Here is an 18183-nt window from a genome sequence, read left to right as displayed (position 1 = left end):
AATTGTGTGTTTGCCTATCCCGCTAAGCGGACATTAAGCAGATTGTTCTTCTTTTTGCTCTGCAATTGCGTTCGTTGCCACCGCAAGACCACGGATTGGCGCTTGAAGCACGCTGAGAAGCATCGAAAGGAGACCTTCGCGTGATGGAAGTTCCGCAAGGGCTTTGACATCTTCTACTGAAGTGACTTTGCCTTCGATGATACCACCTTTAAGCTCAAGAGCTTTGTGGTCTTTCGAGAAGTTGTTTAAGATCTTAGCTGGAGCGATAACGTCTTCATTGCTGAAGGCGATCGCAGTAGGACCTGTAAAGACTTCGTCAAGACCCTCAAGATTGCTTTGAACTGCAGCACGGCGGAGGAGACCGTTTTTGTAAACTTTGAATTCAACACCCGCTTCGCGGAGTTGTTTACGAAGTTCTGTTACTTCGTCTACTGTGAGACCACGGTAGTCGACGACGATTGTTCCAGCGCTCGCTTGCATTTTCTCAGCGATCTCAGTTACGAGATCCGCTTTGACAGCGATAACTTTTTCGTTTGCCATTTCTGTTGCACCTCCTGGTAAATGGAATGTACCGGCGCGAGGGGCTGCTCGATTTCAAATAAAAAGCCTCCGTCTGCAAGGCAGAGGAGGCGTAATCGTCAAAAAGGATACCTGAACAAACAGGCTCTCTGAGCAAGAACACCTCGGAAGGGTTTATGCTCAATCGATGAGCACCTTCTGTCTACGGTATGTCGAATATATCAACGTTTTATACTGTAACAGCGTTCTTAGAACGTTGTCAAGTTCGTTTTAGACGAAATTATTTCGCAAAGTCAGCTGAAGATACTTTTACACCAGGACCCATTGTTGAAGCGATCGCGATGTTTTTAAGGTAGATACCTTTAGCAGTAGCAGGCTTAACTTTAACGAGAGTTTCGATGACTGTGTTGATGTTCTCAACCAATTTAGCGTCATCAAATGATTTTTTACCGACTGGAACGTGGATGTTACCAGATTTGTCGACACGGTACTCAACTTTACCAGCTTTGATATCGTTGATTGCTTTCGTGACGTCAAATGTAACTGTTCCTGTTTTCGGGTTAGGCATGAGGCCTTTAGGTCCGAGAACACGGCCGAGTTTACCAACTTCACCCATCATGTCAGGTGTCGCAACGATAACATCGAAGTCGAACCATCCTTGTTGGATTTTAGTGATGTACTCAGAATCACCAGCGAAGTCTGCTCCAGCAGCTTCCGCTTCTTTTAATTTCTCACCTTTAGCAAAGACGAGAACTTTTTGTGTTTTACCAGTACCGTGTGGCAATACGACTGCTCCACGGATTTGTTGATCTGCTTTCTTCGGATCGACTCCGAGACGAACAGCAAGTTCGATTGTTTCATCGAATTTCGCAGTTGCAGACTTTTTAGTTAAGTCTACCGCTTCAGCGAGTTCGTATGAAACCGTACGATCGATAAGTTTAGCAGCTTCTTTATACTTCTTACCCATTTTAGGTTCCTCCTTTGTGGTTGTGCGGAAAATCCTCCCACATAATGAAAGGGTAGCAAGGCTTCAAGTAACTATCCGCCTGCGACCCTCATCGTTGTTCATTGCAATCAAAAGACTCAGTCTTCGATTACGATACCCATAGAACGTGCAGTACCTTCAACCATCAACATCGCTGTTTCAACAGATGCTGCGTTGAGGTCTGGCATTTTCGTTTCAGCGATTTCGCGAACTTTGTCACGTTTGACAGTCGCTACTTTCTTACGGTTAGGCTCGCCTGAACCGCTCTCGATTCCAGCTGCTTTCTTCAAGAGAACTGCTGCTGGTGGAGTTTTAGTAATAAACGTAAATGAACGATCTTCAAAAACCGTGATGACTACAGGAATAATCAAGCCGGCTTGGTCTTGTGTACGAGCGTTGAACTCTTTACAGAAGCCCATGATGTTCACACCTGCTTGACCGAGTGCCGGTCCAACTGGTGGAGCTGGGTTTGCTTTGCCCGCAGGAATTTGAAGTTTAACTAGTTTCATAACCTTCTTCGCCACGAGACACACCTCCTTAATTCTTTAATGTGGTTTAATTGGACGTTGCGCGTCCTCCCACTCATTCTATTCGACGAGTAATTTATCGAAATAAGCACAACATCAAACAGGAAAAATTGTACCATTAAAATAAAAGTTTCGCAATAGGAAACTTAATCTATTTTCTCAACTTGTGAGAAATCGAGCTCTACTTTCGTTTCACGACCGAACATATCGACAGAAACCTTCATTTTCTCTGTTTCTGTTTCAAGTTCTTCGATCGTACCTTCCAGGTTCGCAAAGACACCTTCTTTGATCCGTACGATTTGTCCCATTGTAAAGTCATAACGACTCTTCATGTCAACAAGTCCCATTGATCCGAGAATGTTTTCCGCTTCTTCTGGAAGAAGTGGTGTCGGTTTTGAACCGCCGCCGACCGAACCGAGGAATCCCGTGACGTTCGGTGTGTTACGGACGACATACCAAGAATCATCCGTCATGACCATCTCCACGAGGACATACCCCGGGAAAATCTTGATTTCACGTTCCTTGATTTTCGTTTCACCTTTTTTGTTTGTTACTTCTTCCTGTACCGTTTCGATTGGAACGAGTACACGGAAGATTTTCTCGTCCATGTTCATGGATTCAATCCGACGCTCAAGATTTGCCTTGACGTTATTTTCGAATCCAGAGTACGTTTGGACAACAAACCACTGCTTATCCATGGTACGTCACCTCTTCTTTTTACTTAATCAACCAACTCATGAATGCGCTGAGCCCTGAATCGATACCGAAGATGAAGACACCCATAAAAATGACCATACCGATTACAGTCAGTGTATACTTCGTCAGTTCTTTTCGTTTCGGCCAGCTCGTCTTTTTCAGTTCATTCCATACGTCACGCAAAAATTTCATCGTACTTTCCCTCCAGGATGTAGTAAATGGGGATAGATGAAGCCTTATTTCGCTTCTTTATGAATCGTATGCGCGTTACAACGGCGACAGAACTTCTTCAGTTCCAAGCGGATGCTGACATCCTCTTTTTTCATCGTCGTGTAGTCGCGGGCACCGCAAATATCACAAGCAAGGCCTACTTTCTTCGCCATCTCAAACGACCTCCTTCTTTGCCACTCCTTCTCTTCAAGAAGAGAATCCTCTCTAAAAAAGAGCGTAAAAAAAAACGCCTATGAGCGGCGTCTCGCTAGTAAGGCGCTATTTATACAGTAGCACACCCGGTTAACGGGGTCAATCCACCTCTCGGTCAGACAGTCAGTTTTCGTGCTTCAAGATACCGTTCCAGCTTTTTCTTCACACGTTGAAGGGCATTATCGATTGACTTGACATGACGATCGAGATCATCCGAAATTTCCTGATAGGTTCTTCCGTCGAGATAGAGCGCCAGTACTTTCCGCTCCAGATCACTAAGGATTTCATCCATCTTACTTTCAATATCCGCATACTCTTCCCGGTTCACGATCAACACTTGCGGATCCGACGGGGCTGTCGATGTGATGATATCGAGTAACGTCCGTTCCGATTCGTCATCGTAAATCGGTTTATCGAGCGAAATGTAGGAATTCAGCGGAATATGTTTTTGACGCGTTGCGGTTTTGATTGCTGTGATCATTTGCCGGGTAATACACAGCTCAGCAAAGCCTTTGAACGAAGCCAGCTTATCCGTGCGGTAATCCCGGACTGCCTTATACAGGCCGATCATACCTTCCTGGATGATATCTTCCCGGTCCGCTCCGATTAAAAAGTAAGACCGTGCCTTGGCACGCACGAAGTTCCGATACCGCTCGATCAGAAATTCGAGCGCATCACTGTTGTCAAATACCTTCGCTTGTTCCACAAGCGCTTCATCGGTCATGCACTCAAACTGGTCGAACGAAACCAAACTCATCCGTCATCCCTCCAAGCTTCTCTAACAAACTAATCGATTGTTTCTAATTATACAATAATTTCCTGTCTTACGACAATGAAAATTGGCATGACCTCTTTTTTTACTCTGTTGATCGTGCGAAGACGTGACACCTGAGGAATTAAAAAAAGCGAATTTCACGACTTTATCGTGAATCCGCTTTTTCATTTTCTTCATGAATCTGAATTTTTACGCCGCCGGATCTCTTCAAGCCGTTCAATGACATCAGCCGGCATATCGATTGTCGAACGTGGTTTCTTGCTCGTCTTCGACGCAATCGTCTGTCCACGGATGACGGCAACCGCCGCCTTCCAGTCCCGTCGTAATTCCTGCGCCGAGATCCGAAGGGCACCGAGCGTGAAGATGACCCACTGTTCGGTGAAATCGTTTGTCGCAACCGTCAGCTTGACCCGGATATCCTGTAACCATTCCGCCGCTGTTTTCTCAATCCATTCATCCGCCGTTTCGTTTTCCCGTGTATAGATGACTTCGATACCGCTTTTCCTGATCCGGGATTCTCTCCCCGGTTGGAGATAGGCATCGAAGACAATCGTCACACTGATTCCTGTCACGGCCTGGTACTCGGCCATCGCATCGACCAATCGTTCCCGTGCTAATTCAAAATCCTGCTCCCGCAATGTCCGGAATTCCGGCCATGCGCCAATGATATTGTAGCCATCAACGATCAGACGGTCGTATTTCATCGCGAATACGGCTTTCTTGTCCGGTAGACCTCATATAACAACAACGAGGCAGCAACCGATGCGTTGAGTGACGTGACATGTCCTGCCATCGGGAGATGTACAAGGAAATCGCATTTTTCGCGGACAAGCCGGCTCATGCCTTTTCCTTCGCTGCCGATGACGATTCCAAGTGGCATTGTTCCGTCGAGCGTCCGGTAGTCATCACTCTCACGGGCATCCGTCCCGACAAACCAGATCCCTTTTTTCTTTAAATCTTCCATTGTCCGCGTCAAGTTCGTCACACGAACGACCGGGATATGTTCGATCGCCCCCGTTGAAGCTTTCGCGACAACCTGTGTCAATCCGACAGACCGGCGTTTCGGAATAATGATCCCGTGGGCACCGACGGCATCTGCCGTCCGGAGAATCGATCCGAGATTATGCGGATCTTCGAGTTCATCGAGTAAAATCATCAATGGCGTCTCGTCTTTCTTTTCTGCCAGTGCAAAGATATCGTCGAGTTCTGCATACTCATAGGCAGCGACGGCAGCAACGACACCCTGGTGATTGTCGCTTCCCGTCAAACCGTGTAATTTCGAGCGTGGAACGATTTGTGTCTGGACACCTGCCTCTTTCGCCATCGCATGGATGACGGCAAGCGGTCCTTTCTGTTGCCCTTCTTGGATGAAGAGCTTGTTCATCTCACGACCCGTCCGTAACGCTTCGAGAACCGGATTCCGTCCGTATAAGAAATCCTGTCCTTCCTCGAGCGGTTCGATCACGATGGTCTCTTCTTGTTTGGGCTCAACTTTCTTCTGTTTCGTTTTTTCGCCATGCGGCTTGTCTTTTTGTTTACGCGCCGATTGGAACGATTTATTTTCCGTCCGTTGCTTCGGCTTCGAGTAATTCGAGCGCTTGTCCGATGAGTTCTTCAAGACGATCCCCTCCTTCTGCAAGATAGACATATCCGAGCAATGCCTCAAACGCCGTTGCGTACCGGTACGTATGGACGTCCGTACTTTTCGGAACGGAACCTGATTTAGCGTTCTTCCCGCGCCGGACGACAGCCTGCTCTTCTTCTGTCAACGTATTTTCATTTAACCAGTGTGTCACGACGAAGGCTTGCGCCTGAGCACGGACATAGCGGATGGCCGCTTGATGCAGTTCACCCGGTTTGACATATCCTTTTTCAAGCAACCGTTCCCGGACATGCATTTCATAGACAACATCGCCCATGTAGGCGAGTGCCAGCGCATTTAATTGTTTGTAGTTCTTCATCCGCGCTTCCACCGCATCCCTTGCGCTGTATCCTCAAGCAGGATGCCTTGGTCACGCAGTTGATCACGGATCGCGTCCGCACGGGCGAAGTCCCGTTCTTTCCGTGCCGTATCCCGATCACGAATCAGCTGTTCGACTTCTTCATCGAGTAACCCTTTTTCGATTGTCAACGTGACTCCGAGGACTGTCGATAGTTCATCAAAGACTGCCAGGAATCGTTCCAGCACTTCTGTTGCGACCTGGTCTTCCCCAAGATAGAGGTTGGCTTCCTTCGACAGATCAAACAAATCGGTCACAGCGTTCGCTGTATTGAAATCATCATCCATCGATGTGATGAAATGCTGTTTGATTTCTTCGATCCGGTTCAGCCATTTGTCCGTTGCCGTTCCAAGATTAGCCGTCATCGTCAAACGGTGTTCGACGTTTGCGACCGATTCACGGATCCGTGCCAACCCGTTTGCTGCCTGATCGATCAGATCACGGCTGTAGTTGATCGGATGACGGTACTGGACTGACAGCATGAAGAAACGTAAGACCATCGGATCGACGGCTTGAATCGCTTCGTGGACCGTCAGGAAGTTGCCCAGTGATTTTGACATCTTTTCATTTTCGATGTTAAGGAACCCGTTATGCATCCAGTAGTTTGCAAACTTCTGTGAGTTGCACGCTTCCGATTGGGCAATCTCATTTTCATGGTGCGGGAATTTAAGGTCTTGTCCGCCTGCATGAATATCAATCGTATCCCCGAGATACTTTTTCGCCATCGCTGAGCACTCGATGTGCCAGCCGGGACGGCCTTCTCCCCATGGACTCCTCCATGCCGGTTCACCCGGTTTCGCTGCTTTCCATAGGACGAAATCGAGCGGATCTTCTTTTTTCTCGCCGACTTCGATCCGCGCACCCGAGCGGAGTTCATCAATCGACTGTTGACTTAGCTGACCGTAATCTTTAAAGCTGCGTGTCCGGAAGTAGACATCTCCGCTTGACGCATAGGCATTCCCTTTTTCGACGAGCACTTCGATGAAAGCGATGATATCGTCCATCGTTTCCGTGACGAGCGGATGAATATCCGCTTTTTGGACATTCAACGCACCTGTATCCGCGTGATAGGCTTCGATGAATCGTTTCGTCAGTGCATGGTAATCTTCTCCGAGCTCATTCGCTGTCCGGATGATTTTATCGTCGACATCCGTGAAGTTCGAGACATATTTAACGTCATAGCCCCGGTACGTAAAGTAGCGGCGGACCGTATCAAAGACGATGGCCGGACGGGCATTCCCGATATGGATGTAGTTATAGACGGTTGGTCCACAAACATACATCTTGACCTTTCCTTCTTCGAGCGGTTTAAACGGTTCCTTTTTTCCGGTCATGCTGTTGTAAAGTTGTATCATGGCGGTGTCCTCCTTTTATTCGTTCAATCTCACGTTTTAATTGTTCAAGTTCCAGTTCAACCCGTTCCTGGCATTCACGAACCGGATCGGGTAATTGATGATCAAGCGGTGCATCGACTTTTATTCCGTCTTGTATCACGACACGTCCGGGAATTCCGACAACTGTCGCATTTGACGGTACATTTTTTAGAACAACGGAGCTTGCGCCAATCTTCGATGAATCACCAATCGTGATATCACCGAGTACGCGTGCTCCGGCTGATACGAGGACACCATTTCCGAGTGTCGGATGCCGTTTGCCCGTTTCTTTCCCTGTTCCCCCCAGTGTCACACCTTGGAACAGGGTGACATCGTCGCCGATAATCGCCGTTTCCCCAATGACGACTCCCATACCATGGTCGATGAAGAGACGCCGGCCGATTGTCGCACCGGGATGAATCTCAATTCCCGTCAGGAACCGGCTGAATTGCGACAACAGCCGTGCGGCAAGATGCAAATTCATCTTCCACATACGATGAGCCAACCGGTGCATCCAGACGGCATGTAATCCCGGATAGGTCAAGACGACTTCCATCGTACTCCGGGCTGCCGGATCCTGTTTAAATACATTGCGGATATCTTCACGCATCCGTGTCATGTTCGTTCTCCTCTCCATAAGAAAAAGCGCCCCCGTGCATCGCTGCACAGAGACGCCAATCAGCGCGGTCCCACTCTGTTTGGATGAACTGAATCATCCCTCTCCGGTCCGTTAACGCCGGAGATACGTCTACGCCTACTCTCACTGATTTCGGGCAGCACTCAGAGGGGCATTTCGAAAGCGCGTCCGTTCAAGCTTTCTCACCACTCAAGCTTGTCTCTGTACAACGGACATCGTTCCTACTTTCCTCATCTACGCTTTATTTTATGCGTCCAGACGCGCAAGTACGCGGTCTTTTCCTAATAATTGAATCGTGTTCGGAAGCTCCGGTCCGTGTGTTTGTCCGGTCGTTGCGACACGGATTGGCATGAACAGATTTTTCCCTTTTTGTCCGGTTGCTTTTTGGGTTGCTTTGATTGCCCCTTTAATGGCTTCCGGTGTCCATTCTTCAAGTGTCCGCAACTGGTTCGCGAATTCACTCAAGACTGCAGGAACGGTTTCTCCTGCCAAGACAGTGTTTGCCTCTTCATCATACACCAGTTCATCCTCAAAAAACATCTCTGAAAGCTCGACGATTTCTGCGCCGTGTGTCATCTGTTCCCGGTATAATCCGACCAGATTTTGTGCCCAGACAAGCTCTTCTTCCGTCGGTTCGCTTGCAACACGTCCCGCGTCCTGCAGGAATGGCAGACTCGCTTCGAATACTTCTTCGAACGATTGGTGTTTCATGTATTGACCGTTGATCCAAGCCAATTTTTGCTGATCAAAGACAGCCGGACTCTTCGACAAACGAGATGCATCAAAAATCTCGATGAACTCTTCTTTCGTGAAGATTTCCTGTTCACCGACCGGCGACCATCCGAGTAACGTCACGAAGTTCAGTAACGCTTCCGGCAAGTAACCGAGATCTTTATACTGCTCGATGTATTGGATGATCGACTGATCACGTTTTGACAGTTTTTTGTGTTCTTCGTTGACGATTAATGTCATATGTCCGAATGTCGGATAGTCCCAACCGAACGCATCGTAAATCATCATCTGCTTTGGTGTATTCGAAATATGGTCGTCTCCACGCAGGACGTGGCTGATCGCCATCAAGTGATCATCGACAACAACAGCGAAGTTGTACGTCGGAATCCCGTCTTTTTTGACGATGACCCAATCGCCGAAATCTTTTGATTCGAACGAGACATCTTCTTTAACGATATCGTTCCATGTGTAGGTGACGCTTTCCGGAACACGGATCCGAATCGACGGTGTCCGGCCTTCTGCCACAAATGCATCTTCTTGTTCTTGCGTCAGATTACGGTGTGCACCTGAATAACGGGGTGCTTCCCCACGTGCGATTTGCGCTTCCCGTTCCGCTTCGAGCTCTTCCGATGTCATGTAACAGCGGTAAGCCAGTCCTTTTTCAAGTAACTCGTCTGTGTATTTTTTGTACAGATCGAGTCGCTCCATTTGGAAGTAAGGACCATAGTCGCCGCCGCGACCCGGACCTTCATCCCAGTCGATGCCGAGCCATTCGAGGTACTTCATCTGACTTTCCACACCACCATCGATGTTTCGTTTCTGATCCGTATCCTCAATCCGTAAAATCATCTTACCGCCTGCGTGTCGTGCAAACAGGTAGTTAAACAATGCTGTTCGTGCGTTTCCAATATGAAGGTGTCCCGTTGGACTTGGTGCATAACGTACACGTACTTCTGCCATTACCGATCCACTCCTTTAGTCTAAAATTCGCTTACCTAGTATACCTTATTCTTCGATTCGTTTCAGCAAAATCACAGCCTGACATGCGATTCCTTCTTCACGTCCCGTAAAGCCTAGCCATTCCGTCGTCGTCGCCTTGACGTTGATCTGTTCGATATCCGCTTCAAGAAGTTCCGCGATCCGTGCCCGCATCGTATCGATGTATGGACGTAACTTCGGCGCTTGTGCAATGACGGTCGCGTCTAAATTGCCCAGTTCATAGCCTTGTGCTTTGACGAGCGCATACACGTGCTGCAGCAATTTTGCTGAGTCGGCGTCTTTAAATTCCGGATCCGTATCCGGGAAGTGTTTCCCGATATCCCCCGCCGCAATCGCACCAAGCGCTGCGTCAGCAATCGTATGTAACAGGACGTCAGCATCCGAGTGACCGAGCAACCCTTTCGTATGCGGAATCTCAATCCCGCCTAAAATCAGTTTGCGGTCCTCTGCAAAAGCATGTACATCAAATCCTTGTCCAATTCGGATCATCTTCATTTCCCCCGTTTCGTTAGAATGGCTTCTCCAAACAATAAATCGTCCGGCGTCGTCACTTTAATGTTCTCGTATTGTCCGGTGACCCAAGTCACCGTTCCTCCGTCCCATTCTATCAAACTTGCGTCATCCGTACCTAAAAATTCCGTCGCCGCCTTCGCATGAACAGTTCGAATCCGCTCCAACTCAAAGGCTTGCGGTGTTTGGGCTGCCATCAGCTGATCCCGGGGAACCGTCTCGACAATCGCGTCGCCGTCAATCCGTTTGACGGTATCCTTAATCGGCACACCTAAAATCGCAGCTCCGGTCTCTTCAGCTGCTTGGACGACCTGCTGAATCGATTCGATCGTCACGAATGGTCGGGCTCCGTCATGAATCAGGACGATACCGGGTGCTGTCACCGCTTCTAGTCCACGCTGCACACTTTCCTGACGCTCACGTCCACCCGGGACGAGACGGATCGACGTCTTGTATGGTGCCGTGATACGTTCGAACCACGATTGCTCCGCCGGATTAATTGCCAAAATGATTTCAAGACAAGCCGGATCCTGCTCAAAGACATCCAGTGTCCATTCGATGATGGACCGGTTTCGTAACGTCAGCATTAATTTGTTTCGATCTGCTCCCATCCGTTTCCCTGCTCCGGCGGCCGGAATGACAATCCGGTATGTGTGCTCTTTCATTTAGTTCCCTCTTTTCCCATAAGTAAAGACTGCCAAAAGAGATTTGGCAGTCTGCTGTTTATTTTTCCTGGGGTTTCGCGAAAATCATCCGTCCGGCAGATGTCTGCAGCACACTGGTCACGACAACACCAATCGTTTTCGAAATCAAATGTTTTCCTTCTTCCACGACGACCATCGTTCCATCCTCGAGATAGGCAATTCCCTGTTTCTGCTCTTTTCCTTCTTTGATGACGAGGACCGTCATCTCTTCACCGGGGATGACCACCTGTTTGACGGCATTCGCCAGGTCGTTGATGTTCAAGACCGGTACATTCCGTACTTCACAGACCTTATTTAAGTTGTAGTCGTTCGTGACGACGATTCCTTTAATCAGTTCTGCCAGCTTAATCAACTTGATGTCGACTTCCGGAACATCCTCAAAGTCCCCGTCATAAATCTCGACTTCCATGCCGGGAATCGATTGCAATTCCTTCAGCACATCGAGCCCGCGACGTCCGCGGTTTCGCTTCAGTGTATCTGATGAATCCGCAATATACTGCAACTCGCCGATGACGAATTGCGGAACAATCAGTTTGCCTTCGACAAATCCTGTTTTTGCGATATCCGTAATCCGACCATCGATGATGACACTCGTATCGAGGACTTTACTGTTTGATTTTGCGACAACAACAGGCTCAGCCGCTTTTTTCTCCGTCTGATTGTTACTGTTGCGCAAGAAGACTTTCGTCAGTTCGTGACGCTTCCGGTAGCCGACCGTAAATCCGAGGTAACCGAACAGTACTGCGACTATCATGGTTAACACATTACTGAGTAAAGGAATACCGACAAGTTCAATCAGCATGCTGACAAGAAAAGCCATGACGAGACCAACCAATAAGCCGAATGTGCCGAAAAATAGATCGGCGACAGGTGCTTTCACTAACTTTTCTTCTAAAAACCGGAGAAGCCGAATCACAGAATCCGTAATGAATAATCCAATTAATAAAAATATGAGTGCACCAATCGTTCCTGTTACGTATGTGGTCATCAACCATTCCGGGAAAGCCATCTTCGTCGCCGCTTCAATCAGCTGAAACAATTGAGGAAGCAACAAGATACCAAGCGCAAGACCTAGTAACGCAAAAAAGATCCTGATGACGATTTTCAATCTTCCCACCTCCTTTTATTATTTTAAGTTCATTGTAACATGTATTTATTTGAATCACCTACGCCTTAAGATGGGGAAACTGTTTACAGGTCTGTTACACCTTCCCCATCTTTTGCCGTAGTTGAAACCGCTTAAAACGGAATCGTTTCCCGTAATGCTTCATCCACACTCTCGACTCCGATTACCGTGATACCGGGTGGATATGTCCAGCCCCCCAGATTGTTTTTCGGAATGATGGCACGGGTGAAACCAAGCTTCGCCGCTTCCGCGACCCGTTGTTCGATCCGTGAGACGCGTCTGACTTCGCCCGTCAGGCCGACTTCGCCGATGACGACATCTGTTGGTCGGGTCGGCTTATCGCGGAAACTGGATGCGACCGCGACACAAATTGCTAAATCGATGGCCGGTTCATCAAGTTTGACTCCACCCGCCGCCTTAAGATACGCATCTTGCGTCTGGAGCAACAAGCCCGACCGTTTTTCTAAAACAGCCATCAGCAAAGCGACTTTATTCTGATCAATCCCGGTCGCCATACGACGCGGGTTACCAAACGATGTCGGAGAAATCAATGCTTGCAGTTCCACAAGAACTGTCCGAGTTCCCTCCATCGAGGCGACGATGGTCGAACCGGATACACCGGATGTCCGTTCTTCGAGGAAAATCTCCGATGGATTCAAGACTTCTTCAAGACCGGATTCACGCATTTCAAAAATACCGATTTCATTCGTCGAACCGAACCGGTTTTTGACCGCCCGTAAAATCCGGAACGTGTGGTGGCGTTCTCCTTCAAAGTACAGAACGGCATCTACCATATGCTCAAGTAAACGCGGTCCGGCAATCGATCCTTGTTTGGTTACGTGACCGACGATGAAGATGGCAATACCACGACTCTTCGCGATTTTCATCAGCATCGCTGTACATTCCCGGACTTGCGTGACACTGCCCGGAGCTGACTGAATCTCATCGATATACACGGTTTGAATGGAGTCAATGATCAAAAAGCCCGGGTTTTCTTCATCGACGACCCGTTCGATCATGTTCATGTCTGTCTCACTCAAGACAAACAGGTCCTGTGTCGGTAATCCGAGGCGTTCCGCCCGCAGTTTCGTTTGTTTCAGCGATTCTTCCCCTGAAATGTACAGGACTTTTTCTCCACGCGCCGCAAGACGGGCACTGGTTTGAAGCAAGATCGTCGACTTCCCGATTCCGGGATCGCCGCCGACAAGAACCATCGAGCCCGGTACGATTCCACCACCGAGGACCCGGTCAAATTCACCGCTGCCTGTAAAGACACGGCTTTCTTCCTGTGACAAGATATTCGATAAGCGTTCCGGTTTTAATTGTTTGGTTGTCGTATGCACGAAGGCAGAACCGCGCCGTGCTTTTTTCTCTTCAACGACTTCTTCGACCATCGTGTTCCATTCGCCACAGCCGGAACAGCGTCCCATCCATTTGGGAGATTCCGTACCACAACTCTGGCAGACAAATTTCGTCTTTATTTTAGCCACGCGATTCATCCTTTCTTTTTATCAAGAAAAAAATCCAGCTTTCGCCACATACTTGCGAAAGCTGGACCCTGTTGATCAATTATTCGGTCGTTGCTGGTTCAGCCTGATGACGGCGGACGATGAATTCACCATCTTCGACATCAAGTGCCACCCGCTCACCTTTTTGAATATCACCTGCAAGCAAGGCTTCTGACAAACGATCCTCTGCTTCCCGTTGAAGAGCACGACGGATCGGACGGGCTCCGTATTCCGGATCGTATCCGATATCCGCGATTTTCGAAAGCGCGGCTGGCGTCAACTCGAAATGCACTTGTTGTTCCGCAAGACGTTTTTCAAGCGTTTTCGCCATTAATTTCACGATTTCTTCGATGTGTTTTTTCTCGAGTGAGTGGAAGACGATTGTTTCGTCAATCCGGTTCAAGAATTCAGGGCGGAAGGCTTTTTTCAGCTCATCCATGACTTTCCCCTTCATGTCTTTGTACTCGCGGTCCGTATCATCGGAGACTGCGAAACCAACGTATTTGTTACGTTTGAGTGCACTTGCTCCGACGTTTGACGTCATGACGATGATCGTATTTCGGAAGTCGACTGTCCGGCCTTTTGAATCCGTCAAGCGACCGTCGTCAAGCACTTGAAGCAAGATGTTGAAGACTTCAGGGTGTGCTTTTTCGATTTCATCAAGCAAGATGACAGAGTATGGTTTCCGGCGTACTTTTTCTGTTAACTGACCGCCTTCTTCATACCCGACGTATCCCGGAGGAGAACCGACAAGACGACTTGTCGCATGTTTCTCCATGTATTCGGACATATCGATCCGGATGATGGCATCTTCGTCACCGAACATCGCTTCCGCGACAGCCCGGGCCAGTTCCGTTTTACCGACACCGGTTGGTCCGAGGAAGATAAATGAACCAATTGGACGTTTTGGATCTTTTAAACCGGCGCGTGCACGACGGATTGCTTTGGAAATCGATTTAACGGCTTCATTTTGACCGATGACACGTCCATGAAGGATTTCTTCAAGACGCAATAAGCGGTCGGTTTCTTCTTCTGCAATCTTCGTGACCGGAACACCTGTCCAGTTGGCGACGACTTGTGCGATATCCTCTTTCGTCACTTCTAATTTTTCGTTGCCTTGCTTGTTCTGCCATTCTTCTTTCAAACGTTCCAATTCATCACGCAATTTTTGTTCTGTATCACGGAGACTGGCTGCTTTTTCGAATTCTTGACTTTGAACGGCTTCATCTTTGTCTTTACGAATACCTTCAAGCTTCGCTTCGACTTCTTTTAGGTTCGGTGGTGCTGTATAGGAGCGCAAACGAACTTTTGAAGCGGCTTCATCAATCAAGTCAATCGCTTTATCCGGTAGGAAACGATCCGAGATGTAGCGGTCCGAGAGTGTTACCGCTTCTTGGATTGCTTCATCCGTGATCGTCACCCGGTGATGTGCTTCATAACGGTCACGAAGACCAAACAATATTTGTGTCGCTTCATCTGTTGTAGGTTCAGCCACTTGAATCGGTTGGAAACGACGTTCGAGTGCCGCATCTTTTTCGATGTATTTCCGGTACTCATCGAGTGTCGTTGCTCCGATACACTGGAGTTCACCACGGGCGAGTGACGGCTTGAGGATGTTCGAGGCATCAATTGCCCCTTCTGCTCCGCCGGCACCGATCAATGTGTGCAATTCGTCGATGAAGAGAATGATATTACCGGCCTGACGAATCTCATCCATGACTTTTTTCAAACGGTCTTCGAACTCACCACGGTATTTTGTACCGGCGACGAGTGTTCCCATATCGAGAACCATGACGCGTTTATTCCGTAACGTCTCCGGCACTTCATTGTTAATGATTTGTTGGGCAAGACCTTCGACGACGGCTGTTTTACCAACACCCGGCTCTCCGATCAAGACCGGATTGTTTTTTGTCCGACGGCTTAAGACTTCAATGACACGTTGGATTTCTTTCGCACGGCCGATCACTGGATCAAGACGTGTTTCCCGTGCCTGTTGTGTCAAGTCGCGTGCGAGACCGTCAAGCGTCGGTGTCGCGACACCAGATCCTGCTTGCGACGCATTGGCTGTCGTTTCACTGTTACCAAGCAGTTGAAGCACCTGCTGACGGGCTTTAGAGAGGCTGATGCCAAGGTTGTTTAAGACACGTGCTGCGACGCCTTCTCCTTCACGGATCAGACCGAGTAAGAGATGCTCTGTACCGACATACGAATGACCGAGTTTACGGGCCTCATCCATCGACAGCTCGATGACTTTTTTCGCGCGTGGTGTATAGTGAATCGTCGTCGCACCGTCTTGGCCGCGACCGATTAAAGCTTCAACTTCCATTTGAATCTTATCTGAACTGAGTCCGAGTGCTGTTAAGGCTTTCGCCGCAATCCCGTCTCCTTCACGTACAAGTCCGAGTAAAATGTGTTCTGTCCCGATATTATGGTGACCAAGACGTACCGCTTCTTCTTGAGCAAGTGCGAGTACGCGTTGAGCACGTTCTGTGAATCGTCCAAACATCATTACGCAAAACCTCCTTGTGTGTGATCCCTGTTTGTCTGTTCGGTTAACATCTGACGAATGATACTCGCTCGTTCGATGTCCCGTTCTCTTGATGTTAATTGTTTCCCGAAATGCTTTTGTAGAAAACCTGTTTGTAGCGATACAAGTAAATGATGGAATAAGTTTGGCGGAAGTTCCACGGCCAAACCGAGGCTATCGGCTAACCGGACATCGGATAAACGCTCCGTTGCTTCCCGTGCCGTAATTAATCGGGCCGATCGCAAAATTCCGGATGACCGGTAAAGCCGGTCTTCTAGTTCTTCTTGATACGTCTCCAATAATCCTTTTCTTGCCGCTTGTTCTGCCTCAATTAATGCTTCAACAGCAAATTGATAATCCGTAATCAGCATATCCTCACTCGCACCAAGTGTCCGTTGATTCGATAATTGGAACATTCGACCGGAAGCATCGCTTCCTTCGCCGTAACGCCCGCGAATCGCAAAACCGAGCTGCCGCAGGTGTTTAATATACCCTTGGATTTGATTGGTCAGGACGAGTCCCGGTAAATGCAACATCACCGAGGCCCGTAGGCCTGTGCCGACGTTACTCGGACAAGTCGTCAAATAACCGAGCGTATCATCAAAAGCTATCTTGAAGCGTTCACTGATTAAACGATCGACCTGCTTTGCCACCCGAAAAGCTTCTTCTAACTGCAAACCCGGTAACAGGGTTTGAATACGAAAATGATCTTCTTCATTCACCATGACACTGATCTGTTCATCTTCACTGATAAAAAGTCCGGTTCGTGGGTGTGTCGCAAGGGCAGGACTGATCAAATGTTTTTCTACTAAAGCAGTTCGCGTTAAGGCATCAACTTGATCGACCCGCCCGAATTGAAATCCTTTTAGTCCGGATAATTGACGTTCTGTTTCGTTGATTAACGCATTTGCCTGTTCTTCTGTCATTCTTGTCGAAAAAGGATAATGGGCTACATTACGCGCTAAGCGAATTCGTGTCGAAACGACGATATCATCGTAAGGTGCCTGTTGATCCATCTTTTGACTAAGAGGTTGCGTCAATAGTTCTTCAAACATGGCGCAAATCCTCCTCCACATTTACAATCTGCTGTTTAATGAGTTCTGCTTCTTCATAGTCTTCCGATAAAATCTTACGGTTCAACTGTTCTTTGAGTCGACTCAACTGTTGTGCCAATCTTTTTTCGACCGACTCTTCTTCAGGACGTGAACCATAATGTTTCGTATGACCGTGTTGAAACTGACGAATCATCCCATCTACTTCTTCTTTGAAAAACGAATAGCATGTTGCACAACCAACTTTTCGCAAATGTAAAAGTTGTTGGCGTGTCATCCCACATGAAGGACAAGCGGTTTCTTGATAGGCTTTTGCCAGTTCTTTTACACAAACTGAACAAAGAACTTGTTCTGTTCCCTCTTGATCTTGTGGGAGTTTGACACGGACGACAGCTTCTCGTTCACCACACCGCTGACAACGCATACACATTCCTCCCGTGTCACAGTCGCTTAATGGTTTGCAGGACGGTCTGCATCAAATGAGCCCGCATCCGGCGTTGATCCTCAAGTGCCATTGGTAGACTTTCCTTTTGCAACAACGATTGAATCAAAATCGCTTCTCGCCGTGTCAACAGCTGCTCGTTTACTAAACGAATCAGATAATCTTCTGCAGCTTGTTCGGTTAAATCGTTTCCAACCCATTGGCTGACTTCATCTAACAGATCATGACTATCTAAAATGACAATCTTTTGAATGCGGATATACCCACCGCCACCACGTTTACTTTCAACAAAATAACCCTTTTCAACCGTAAAACGGGTGTTGATGACATAATTGATTTGTGAGGGTACACAATCAAAACGTTCTGCAATTTCCTGCCGTTTGATTTCAATTTTTTTCTCATCATGTAAAATCTGCTTTAAATAGGCTTCGATGATATCTGTGATGTTTTGCATGGGCACCACCTCTCTGACCATCTTTGACTATTGTTTGATTTAATAGTAATCATCTTAAAAGTGAAATGCAACCATTTAGGCTTTTCATTTGGCATACACAAAAAGACCGACCTGCAAAATGCAGATCGGTCCTTTATTGGCCTGGCAACGTCCTATCCTCACAGGGGGAAGCCCCCAACTACTTTCGGCGTTCA

21 protein-coding genes and 2 other annotated features are annotated in these 18183 nt (G+C 48.0%); all 21 genes read right to left on the bottom strand.

What is annotated here, in order from left to right; translation table 11 throughout:
- Window positions 1–33: 33 nt before the first annotated feature.
- Window positions 34–540 (bottom strand): 50S ribosomal protein L10, encoded by a 507-nt coding sequence (gene rplJ / locus KNP93_RS14635; protein ID WP_131504434.1) that lies wholly within the window; start codon window positions 538–540, stop codon window positions 34–36.
- Window positions 541–590: 50 nt separating this feature from the next.
- Window positions 591–745: a sequence feature (ribosomal protein L10 leader region), on the bottom strand.
- Window positions 746–799: 54 nt separating this feature from the next.
- Window positions 800–1486, bottom strand: coding sequence for a 50S ribosomal protein L1 (rplA, locus tag KNP93_RS14630; protein WP_034769418.1), 687 nt, complete (start codon window positions 1484–1486; stop codon window positions 800–802).
- Window positions 1487–1602: 116 nt separating this feature from the next.
- Window positions 1603–2028 carry a 50S ribosomal protein L11 gene (gene rplK / locus KNP93_RS14625; protein ID WP_012368996.1) on the bottom strand — a complete coding sequence of 142 codons (426 nt, stop codon included), beginning with the start codon at window positions 2026–2028 and terminating at the stop codon, window positions 1603–1605.
- Between the two features lie 149 nt (window positions 2029–2177).
- Entirely contained in the window at window positions 2178–2729 is a 552-nt protein-coding gene (gene nusG, locus KNP93_RS14620) for a transcription termination/antitermination protein NusG (protein WP_026826909.1), read from the bottom strand.
- Window positions 2730–2748: 19 nt separating this feature from the next.
- Complete coding sequence (secE, locus tag KNP93_RS14615) at window positions 2749–2919, bottom strand: preprotein translocase subunit SecE (RefSeq protein WP_014969138.1); 171 nt, start codon at window positions 2917–2919, stop codon at window positions 2749–2751.
- A 44-nt stretch (window positions 2920–2963) separates the two neighbouring features.
- Window positions 2964–3110 (bottom strand): 50S ribosomal protein L33, encoded by a 147-nt coding sequence (gene rpmG, locus KNP93_RS14610; RefSeq protein ID WP_012368993.1) that lies wholly within the window; start codon window positions 3108–3110, stop codon window positions 2964–2966.
- Window positions 3111–3265: 155 nt separating this feature from the next.
- Complete coding sequence (sigH, locus tag KNP93_RS14605) at window positions 3266–3907, bottom strand: RNA polymerase sporulation sigma factor SigH (protein ID WP_012368992.1); 642 nt, start codon at window positions 3905–3907, stop codon at window positions 3266–3268.
- A 191-nt stretch (window positions 3908–4098) separates the two neighbouring features.
- The gene (locus tag KNP93_RS14600) at window positions 4099–4629 is read right to left on the bottom strand and encodes an NYN domain-containing protein (RefSeq protein WP_114597363.1); all 531 of its coding nucleotides are present in this window, start codon (window positions 4627–4629) and stop codon (window positions 4099–4101) included.
- A complete protein-coding gene (gene rlmB, locus KNP93_RS14595; RefSeq protein WP_026826906.1) occupies window positions 4626–5390 on the bottom strand; it encodes a 23S rRNA (guanosine(2251)-2'-O)-methyltransferase RlmB in 765 nt (254 codons plus the stop codon). Before rlmB ends, KNP93_RS14600 begins: the two co-directional genes overlap by 4 nt.
- A gap of 91 nt (window positions 5391–5481) precedes the next feature.
- The gene (locus KNP93_RS14590; RefSeq protein ID WP_131504431.1) at window positions 5482–5886 is read right to left on the bottom strand and encodes a Mini-ribonuclease 3; all 405 of its coding nucleotides are present in this window, start codon (window positions 5884–5886) and stop codon (window positions 5482–5484) included.
- Window positions 5883–7280 carry a cysteine--tRNA ligase gene (gene cysS, locus KNP93_RS14585; RefSeq protein WP_214855937.1) on the bottom strand — a complete coding sequence of 466 codons (1398 nt, stop codon included), beginning with the start codon at window positions 7278–7280 and terminating at the stop codon, window positions 5883–5885. Before cysS ends, KNP93_RS14590 begins: the two co-directional genes overlap by 4 nt.
- Window positions 7234–7917: a serine O-acetyltransferase gene (gene cysE, locus KNP93_RS14580; protein ID WP_034769411.1), complete on the bottom strand. Its 684-nt coding sequence runs from the start codon at window positions 7915–7917 to the stop codon at window positions 7234–7236. The genes cysS and cysE overlap by 47 nt, the downstream gene beginning before the upstream one ends.
- 45 nt (window positions 7918–7962) lie before the next feature.
- Window positions 7963–8181 (bottom strand) — a binding site (T-box leader).
- Window positions 8182–9627: a glutamate--tRNA ligase gene (gene gltX / locus KNP93_RS14575; protein WP_214855934.1), complete on the bottom strand. Its 1446-nt coding sequence runs from the start codon at window positions 9625–9627 to the stop codon at window positions 8182–8184.
- Window positions 9628–9672: 45 nt separating this feature from the next.
- Complete coding sequence (gene ispF / locus KNP93_RS14570) at window positions 9673–10155, bottom strand: 2-C-methyl-D-erythritol 2,4-cyclodiphosphate synthase (protein WP_041261398.1); 483 nt, start codon at window positions 10153–10155, stop codon at window positions 9673–9675.
- A gap of 2 nt (window positions 10156–10157) precedes the next feature.
- Entirely contained in the window at window positions 10158–10841 is a 684-nt protein-coding gene (ispD, locus tag KNP93_RS14565; RefSeq protein ID WP_214855931.1) for a 2-C-methyl-D-erythritol 4-phosphate cytidylyltransferase, read from the bottom strand.
- Window positions 10842–10899: 58 nt separating this feature from the next.
- The gene (locus KNP93_RS14560) at window positions 10900–11988 is read right to left on the bottom strand and encodes a PIN/TRAM domain-containing protein (protein WP_114597357.1); all 1089 of its coding nucleotides are present in this window, start codon (window positions 11986–11988) and stop codon (window positions 10900–10902) included.
- Between the two features lie 131 nt (window positions 11989–12119).
- Window positions 12120–13496, bottom strand: a complete 1377-nt coding sequence (radA, locus tag KNP93_RS14555; RefSeq protein WP_255508409.1) for a DNA repair protein RadA — start codon at window positions 13494–13496, stop codon at window positions 12120–12122.
- Window positions 13497–13575: 79 nt separating this feature from the next.
- On the bottom strand, window positions 13576–16023 hold the full coding sequence (gene clpC, locus KNP93_RS14550) for an ATP-dependent protease ATP-binding subunit ClpC (protein WP_131504426.1): 2448 nt from the start codon (window positions 16021–16023) through the stop codon (window positions 13576–13578).
- Window positions 16023–17096: a protein arginine kinase gene (locus KNP93_RS14545; protein WP_114597354.1), complete on the bottom strand. Its 1074-nt coding sequence runs from the start codon at window positions 17094–17096 to the stop codon at window positions 16023–16025. The genes clpC and KNP93_RS14545 overlap by 1 nt, the downstream gene beginning before the upstream one ends.
- Complete coding sequence (locus KNP93_RS14540; RefSeq protein WP_114597353.1) at window positions 17089–17517, bottom strand: hypothetical protein; 429 nt, start codon at window positions 17515–17517, stop codon at window positions 17089–17091. The genes KNP93_RS14545 and KNP93_RS14540 overlap by 8 nt, the downstream gene beginning before the upstream one ends.
- 16 nt (window positions 17518–17533) lie before the next feature.
- Window positions 17534–17989 carry a CtsR family transcriptional regulator gene (locus KNP93_RS14535; protein WP_114597352.1) on the bottom strand — a complete coding sequence of 152 codons (456 nt, stop codon included), beginning with the start codon at window positions 17987–17989 and terminating at the stop codon, window positions 17534–17536.
- Window positions 17990–18183 lie beyond the last annotated feature (194 nt).

It is taken from the genome of Exiguobacterium sp. s166 (assembly GCF_018618855.1).
Classification (GTDB): domain Bacteria; phylum Bacillota; class Bacilli; order Exiguobacteriales; family Exiguobacteriaceae; genus Exiguobacterium_A.
The sequence above is the reverse complement of the archived record's forward strand: the minus strand, read 5'-3'. Positions and strand labels throughout refer to the sequence as shown.